We start from the raw sequence: 6,283 nt of genomic DNA, 5'->3' as shown, positions 1-6,283 counted from the left end.
TCTTTTTCTACCATTTGTCAAGTATAATACGGTTTCTGATTCAACATTATTTCTGAAAGTGCATAAAAGGAATTTTTTGAGGAATAGTTCAAGCCATTTTTTCTGACATTTGAGCATATAAAAACGACACCTTATCTGGTATTTTTTGAAATAAGGTGTTAGAATTATAAAGCATAGACGACTTTAATGACTTTTGGCTAAAGTATAATCGTAAAGTTTATTATGCATTATAAGATAGTACATTGTCCTAATGAGGCGATGTATAGAGGCAATCGTATGTGGCTTAGTTGAAGTTGTCTGCGATTGTCTTTTTCGTTTCTCATAGAAATCTGCGATATGGCAAGGATTGGTATGACTAGCTGAAGCGATATTGTGAATACATTTATACATAATTTTTCTTGCATAAGGATTCCCACGCTTAGTGATATGCTCTTGACCTAGGAAATCTCCCGATTCATAGTGTTTGAGATCAATGCCGATAAAAGCGTTGATTTGATTAGCAGACTTAAAGCGACGAATGTCTCCTAATTCGCCAATAATGCTTGTAGCCGTTGTTTCTGCGATACCAGGAATAGAGAGAAGAATCTCATATTCAGGTAGAGGTTCAGCTAACGCTATCAACTGTTGTAAAACTTGTTCCCGACGGTTTGTCAACCTTATAAGTTCCTGTGCATTATACTTAACCTCTTCTATCATAGGAGAGGTTTTTGAAATGGCAGAATAAGATTGCTTTGCCAGTCCAACTAACTTCTCGGCCAAGTTACCTACTCTGTTCTCTGAAATGCGTTTAGAGGTTGAGTTGCGGATAGTCTCTTTCAACTCAACTTCTGATAATTCCAGCACCCAATGCTTTGTTGGGAAGATGGACACGAGATTCCAATATTGCTCACCTGTAGGAGTAGATAGTAGATTCTCGATTTCTGGGAAGGCGACTTGAAGAACTTTGTGCAGCCTATTCTTTGTCCTTACGATATCCTCTGTCAGATTTTGGTAGAATCGGCTAAGATCATGCAAGTTTTGATAGACTTCTTCTTGAACGTAAGTTGGTTTACGATTTAAAACAAATTGTGACGAAGCTAGTTTCTCTGCGTCAATCTTATCAGTTTTCCGAACTCGTAAGCTATCAAGTTGCTTCTTAGCTTCCAAAGGATTAAGACGTGTATAGTCATAGCTGTTTTCTTCCAGAAAAGCCTGGAGTCGGCGAGAATAGACACCAGTGGCTTCGAAAATAATTTCGGGGTTGCTCACGGTCTTTAGATCCTTCAGTAGATGAGAAAATCCGATAATGTCATTAGGCATAGTATAGCTATGAACCCTTTCACCATTCACAAGAATAGCGACTTCTGAGCTTGCTTTACTCACATCGATACCAAAAACTGTCCGCATTATGTTTACCTCTTTGTCTTGAATGATTCCTTATTTTAGTGATTTCATTTTCAACACTCGACGTCTAGCGTCCAACATACTTTGATAAAATTCCATCTAAAACAGGTGTCTTGCCAGTTTTATATACGACGTCTAGCGCCAAAAGAAGCCACGACTTAACAAGACACCTCTACTTTAGCACAAAGAAAAAGTAGTGAGTACTCTCTCCCGTCGGAGATTTCTTCACTACTAATCTTAGTATGTTTTATATCTACTTTGTCTTAACCTCATCCAAAATCTGAATCACCTTATATAAATTTTGTTCTGTGATTTGATAAGGAGCTTGTTCACGGACAATTGGTTTGGCACAAAAGGCAATGCCTATGCCGGCTGTCTTAATCATAGGCAAATCATTGGCTCCATCACCCATAGCAATGGTTTGAGAGAGTTTAAGACCATTTTCTGCTGCCCAATCTTTAAGTTTGGCTACCTTGACATCTTTGGTAACAATCTCACCATAAATCTTACCAGTTAAGAGACCATCGATCACTTCAAGGTGATTAGCCTTCACATAATCAATACCTGCCTCTTTTGCCAGTCTATCAACTGTCTCATGGAAACCACCAGAAACTAAACCTACCTTGAAGCCACGTGAGTGGAGTTCATCCACAAGTTCCTTGGCTCCCTTGTTGAAATGAATGCGGGCATAGACCTTCTCAAATATGCTGTCAGGTAATCCCTTAAGGGTTGCCACACGCTCATTCAGAGCCTGTCTGAAATCTAATTCTCCACGCATGGCCCGCTCTGTGATTTCAGCGACCTCTCGACCAACACCAGCCTCTTCCCCCAATAAATCAATTACTTCTTCTTGGACCAGAGTTGAGTCTACATCCATAACTAATAAGCCTTTTACTTCTGACATAATTACCTCTATTCTTTAATACCTATATAACTTTTATTAGGCTTATCATTAACCTAAAAAGAGATAAGTTTCTTCAAAAAAATCCTGGACCGAGGCCCAGAATCTCTATTCTACATACGAATTTGTTCGCGTGTTTTTTCGTAAGACGATACAAAACGATCTGTTACACCTGGTTCTACTGTTTCCAAGGCGTAAGAGATTTCTTCCAAAGATGCATCGTAGTCGTGGTCGACTTCGAACAACTTAAGTGCATGCTCAAAGCTACTTTGAACAGCAGGTTCGAAAGAGCGGTAACGGTTTGAGTACTGCAAGAGTTGTTCAGTCAAGGTTGCATTTTGAACAACCAAATAAGCAGTCTCTTCCAAATGTTCAATAGCATTTTTTGACGTTTCAGTCAAACGCATTACTGCATCAATATTAATACGTCCACGGCTGAGCTCATCCATGAGAGCCTCGATTTGTGCACTTGTTGAGAAGAATACACTCAAGAAGGATTGAGGAATACCTGGAAGATTACGTTTTTCCATGTAACGCTTGATAACATGCAATTTATTAACATAAACATCAAGCTCGTCGCGCGCCTTAGCTTCATTTTTCGCGATAGCTCGAAGATTTTCAAAAACCTCAACCTGTCCATTTTCAACAGCAGACAAGGTATTGAGACTCTTTTCGAAGATCTTTTCAAGTTCTGAGAAAGGTTTCACCTGATTATCAAAGTTTTCAAGGGTTGGAAGAACTGCTGTTTCAACACTCGAAATATCTGAAGCAAAGCTACGTACATCTGCTGCATAAGTTTCATCGAAAATGTAAGTCAACATGAGACGCTCAAGCTCTTCTTGAAGTTTCTTGTTGTTTTCTTTAGCATGCTTGAGATAATCTGGCAAAATTTTCTTTTGACGTATAACAGCCTTGTATGATGCAATTTCGCGTTCGAAAATGCTATACAAGTTGTCAATTTTTTCTTGAATATCAGCGTTTTCTTCTTCCGCGCGATCCAGGTCAAGAGAAACCAACTCACTTGAGTTTGAACGGATAGCTTCACGAATTTCCTGGAAGCGACGTTCGATATTTTTCTCAGGGAAGTGGTAATTTTGCTCAATCAACTTGCGGTAGCCAGATTCCAAATCATCCAACTGATCTGGAAAATCATCTTCCAACTTAGCTACAATGGCTGGAATCTTCTCTGAAATTTGACCCAAAGCAATGGTATGCTCCTCTGCACGGTCCAAAATGCTTGATGCCTCAACAGGGTCACCTGATGAATTAAGAGTCACGAATTCAGCAAACTCAGATTCAATGTTTTTAAGCTGTTTGTTGATTTCACCCATAGTAGAGCCAAAATTATCAGAGTTTTCTTCAATAGAATTTTGCAACTCTTCGTACAAGTCAAGTGCATGTTTAACACGAGCACTATTCTTTTCTTCTTGTTCTTTCAAGGTTGAGAGCGCCTCACGAATAGACTTAATGTCTTCTTCCACAAGATCTAACTGACTCTCAATATTATTGATCTCACCACTAGCTTTAAAGAAATGGAAGGTATCATTCATATTTTCAGCTTCGAAAATATGATTTTCAATATCTGCAAATGAATTTGTCGAAATGTCTATCCATTTCTGATTCCATTCACGGAAAGTTGTTTGACTTTGTCCAATCAAATGAAGCTTTTTAACTTCTTCAATTTCTTCATTAATTGGCAAGTCAAACAATTTTTGCTTGCGTTCTTCAAGCTGTGCAATCCGCGAATCATTTCGTTTTCTAATAAGAATACCGACTAAGTAAGCGACAATTACAAGTATAACTGCCACTACAATCAGTAAAACAATTCCGCTAGACATAGTTTCTCCTTAATCGTCTATTATGTTCATAAATGTAGAATAACATTACGATTATATCATAGTTATCCTAGCATTGCACCTTTTTCTAAAAGAATATTAGATATCCAGAGTACTGTAAACGGCATTTTCTTCGATAAATTCGCGGCGAGGTTCAACCTTGTCTCCCATCAACATATCGAAAATCTTATCGGCCTCTGCAGCATCATCCACAGAAACACGTGCCATCAAACGATTTTCAGGGTCCATGGTTGTTTCCCAAAGTTGGTGGTCATCCATTTCACCTAGACCTTTATAACGTTGAACCGTAGGTTTTGAACGTCCCACACTGTAATTTTCAAGAGCTACACGCAATTTTTCTTCTTGATTTGCACCAGGTTGGATGTATTCTTTAATCTCAGAACCAACCTTAACCCCATAAATTGGTGGTTGAGCAATGTAGACATAGCCTGCTTCCAAGACTGGACGCATAAAGCGGTAAATCAAAGTCAGAAGCAAAGTACGGATGTGGGCCCCATCGACATCGGCATCAGTCATGATTACCAACTTGTGGTAACGAGCCTTGCTGACATCAAATTCTGATCCAAAACCAGTTCCCATAGCTGTGAAGAGAGAACGAATCTCTTCGTTGGCTAGAATCTTATCCATGCTAGCCTTTTCAACGTTCAAAATCTTACCTCGAATTGGCAGAATAGCTTGGAATTCACGGTTACGACCTGATTTAGCAGATCCACCGGCTGAGTCCCCTTCGACAATGAAAAGTTCATTCATTTCAGCATTATTCGATGAACAGTCTGCCAACTTCCCTGGAAGGTTTGAAATTTCAAGACCTGACTTCTTACGTGTCACTTCACGAGCACGCTTAGCGGCGATACGGGCCTTAGAAGCCAGAATTCCTTTTTCAACAATCTTTTTAGCAATAGCAGGATTTTCCAAGAGGAAGCGACTCAAAGCTTCACTGAAGAGACGATTGGTAATCTTAACCACTTCAGAGTTTCCAAGCTTGGTCTTGGTTTGCCCTTCAAACTGTGGGTTTGGATGTTTAACAGAGATGATAGCAGTCAAACCTTCACGAACATCATCCCCTGTCAAATTATCATCTTTTTCTTTGAGAATCTTATTCTGACGTGCATAATCATTGATAACACGAGTAAGAGCCGTACGGAAACCTTGTTCATGAGTACCACCTTCATGAGTGTGGATATTATTGGCAAAACTCATCACCGTTTCATGGTAGCCGGTCGTATACTGCATAGCAACTTCGACTGAAATGCCATCCATCTCACCATCTGTGTAGATAGGCTCGTCAAAGATAACGTCTTTGTTTTCATTGATGTACTTCACATAAGATGTGATTCCACCCTCATAGTGATAATGTTTCTCTTGTTCAAGACCTTCACGCTTATCAGTGATAGAGATACGGAGCCCCTTGTTCAGAAAAGCTAATTCTTGGATACGTTTAGCTAACTTTCCAAAGTCAAACTCCGTTGTCTCTTGGAAAATCTCTGGGTCTGGCGTAAAGTGAACAGTCGTACCATGTTTCTCTGTTTCACCAATTACTGCCAAATCTGCTACCACTACCCCACGTTTATACTCTTGGAAATGAATATGACCGTTTTTATAAACCTTAACATCAAGCTGAGTTGAGAGGGCATTAACGACCGAAGAACCAACCCCGTGCAAACCACCAGAGACCTTATAACCGCCTCCGCCGAATTTACCACCAGCGTGAAGTACTGTAAAGACAGTTTCTACCGCAGGACGGCCTGTTTTTTCTTGGATATCGACTGGGATACCACGACCATCGTCAACAACCGTGATAGAATTATCCGGTTCAATAAAAACTTTGATATGCGTGGCGAATCCTGCTAAGGCCTCATCGATTGAGTTATCGACAATCTCCCATACCAAGTGATGCAAGCCTTCTTTTGAGGTGGATCCAATATACATTCCTGGGCGCATACGTACCGCTTCAAGTCCCTCTAAGACCTGAATCTGGCTGGCATCATATTCTTGCGCTTTTTCTTCAAGATTTTTTAATTCATCAGTCATCTATGTCACAATCTCCAATAATGATTTATGGCCATCAACAAACAAGGTATCCAAACCCGCTGCTCCTCCAGCCTCTATGTCTATCTGGCGGTCACCAATGACCAAGCCATGT

At 40.0% G+C, this 6,283-nt stretch carries 5 protein-coding genes; all 5 read right to left on the bottom strand.

Features of this window, described 5'->3' with window-relative positions; all coding sequences use genetic code 11:
* Positions 1-183: 183 nt before the first annotated feature.
* A complete protein-coding gene (locus HMPREF9425_RS02510; protein WP_003096501.1) occupies positions 184-1,386 on the bottom strand; it encodes an IS110 family RNA-guided transposase in 1,203 nt (400 codons plus the stop codon).
* Positions 1,387-1,636: 250 nt separating this feature from the next.
* On the bottom strand, positions 1,637-2,287 hold the full coding sequence (gene serB / locus HMPREF9425_RS02505) for a phosphoserine phosphatase SerB (protein WP_003096499.1): 651 nt from the start codon (positions 2,285-2,287) through the stop codon (positions 1,637-1,639).
* A 110-nt stretch (positions 2,288-2,397) separates the two neighbouring features.
* On the bottom strand, positions 2,398-4,122 hold the full coding sequence (ezrA, locus tag HMPREF9425_RS02500; RefSeq protein WP_003094835.1) for a septation ring formation regulator EzrA: 1,725 nt from the start codon (positions 4,120-4,122) through the stop codon (positions 2,398-2,400).
* A 96-nt stretch (positions 4,123-4,218) separates the two neighbouring features.
* Positions 4,219-6,171, bottom strand: a complete 1,953-nt coding sequence (gene gyrB / locus HMPREF9425_RS02495) for a DNA topoisomerase (ATP-hydrolyzing) subunit B (RefSeq protein WP_003093952.1) — start codon at positions 6,169-6,171, stop codon at positions 4,219-4,221.
* Positions 6,172-6,283: HAD hydrolase-like protein (locus tag HMPREF9425_RS10195; RefSeq protein ID WP_345908462.1), on the bottom strand; the 112-nt coding region annotated here is incomplete at its 5' end.

The sequence above is a fragment of the Streptococcus vestibularis ATCC 49124 genome (genome assembly GCF_000188295.1).
Taxonomy (GTDB): Bacteria; Bacillota; Bacilli; order Lactobacillales; family Streptococcaceae; genus Streptococcus; species Streptococcus vestibularis.
Note: the sequence above shows the minus strand (reverse complement) of the source record. Positions and strands in the feature narration are given on the sequence as shown.